Raw genomic sequence first — 1,276 nt, forward strand, 5'->3', positions numbered from 1 at the left:
TGGGGCGGCCACGAACGTTGACCGGGTCCCTGGGCATACCAGCCGGCAACTCTCGCTTGTAACAGATAGCAGTTGAAGGACAACCACCTGTTACGTATAAGAGAGGGCGCCACGGGCACACGAGTACACGTACGTCGACTCACCGACGAAGAAGGCCAAACACTCCAACAGATCGTCCGCCGGGGCAGGCACGAAACAGTCAAGGTCCGCCGCGCCATGATGATCCTTGCCTCGGCGGCCGGGAGCCCGGCCCCCGCCATCGCCCGGCTGGTCGCCGCCGACGAGGACACCGTCCGCGACGTGATCCACAACTTCGACGACGGCGGCCTGGCCACCCTTGACCCCCACTGGGCCGGCGGCCGGCCCCGCCGCATCAGCGCCGCCGACGAGGACCACATCGTCACCACGGCCAAGACCCGGCCGAAGAAGCTGGGCCGCCCCTCCACCCACTGGAGCACCCGCAAACTCGCCGACTACCTCGCCACCAACCCGGTGCACCCGGTGCACATCGGCCGGGAGCGGCTACGACAGCTGCTGCGCCACCACCACATCTCCTTCCAGAAGACCCGCACCTGGAAGGAATCCCATGACCCGGACTACGACGCCACACTCGGCCGGATCGAGGAGGTGACCACCCTCCACCCCGACCGCTGCTACGCCTTCGACCAGTTCGGCCCGCTGTCCATCCGCCCCGGCCACGGCCAGGCCTGGGCCGAGGAGAAAAGGCCGCACCGGCTGCCGGCCAACTACCACCGCACCCACGGCACCCGCCAGTTCCACGGCTGCTACAGCCTCGGTGAGGACAAGCTGTGGGGAATCATGCGCCGCCGCAAGGGCGCCGACCACACCCTGGCCGCGTTGACATCCATCCGCGCCGCCCAACCCGACGGCGGCCAGATCTACATCATCCTGGACAACCTGGCCGCGAACAAGACGCCCAAGATCCGCCGGTGGGCCGCCAGCAACAACGTCGAGCTCTGCCTCACCCCCACCCAGGCCTCCTGGTCCAACCCGATCGAGGCCCAGTTCGGCCCGCTGCGCACCTTCGTCATCGACGACAGCAACTACGCCAACCACACCGCGCTCACCCGCGCCACCCACGCCTACCTGCGCTGGCGCAACACCAACGCTCGCCACCCCGACGTGCTCGCCACCCCGACGTGCTCGCCACCCAGCGCCGCGAACGCGCCCGAGCCCGCAGCGAACGCGGGCAACGCTGGGGCGGACCCCGCCACCAGGAGGCAGCATGATCACATCCGGTAAACATATGTGGCCG

1 pseudogene is annotated in these 1,276 nt (G+C 68.7%); it reads left to right on the plus strand.

Going from position 1 to position 1,276, the window contains the following annotated elements:
* Positions 1 to 216 precede the first annotated feature (216 nt).
* A pseudogene (locus MJ797_RS26870) lies at positions 217 to 1,250 on the plus strand (IS630 family transposase).
* The last annotated feature ends 26 nt before the right edge of the window (positions 1,251 to 1,276 follow it).

Origin of the sequence: Protofrankia sp. CiP3, from assembly GCF_917627345.1 — a bacterium.
Taxonomy (GTDB): Bacteria; Actinomycetota; Actinomycetes; order Frankiales; family Frankiaceae; genus Protofrankia.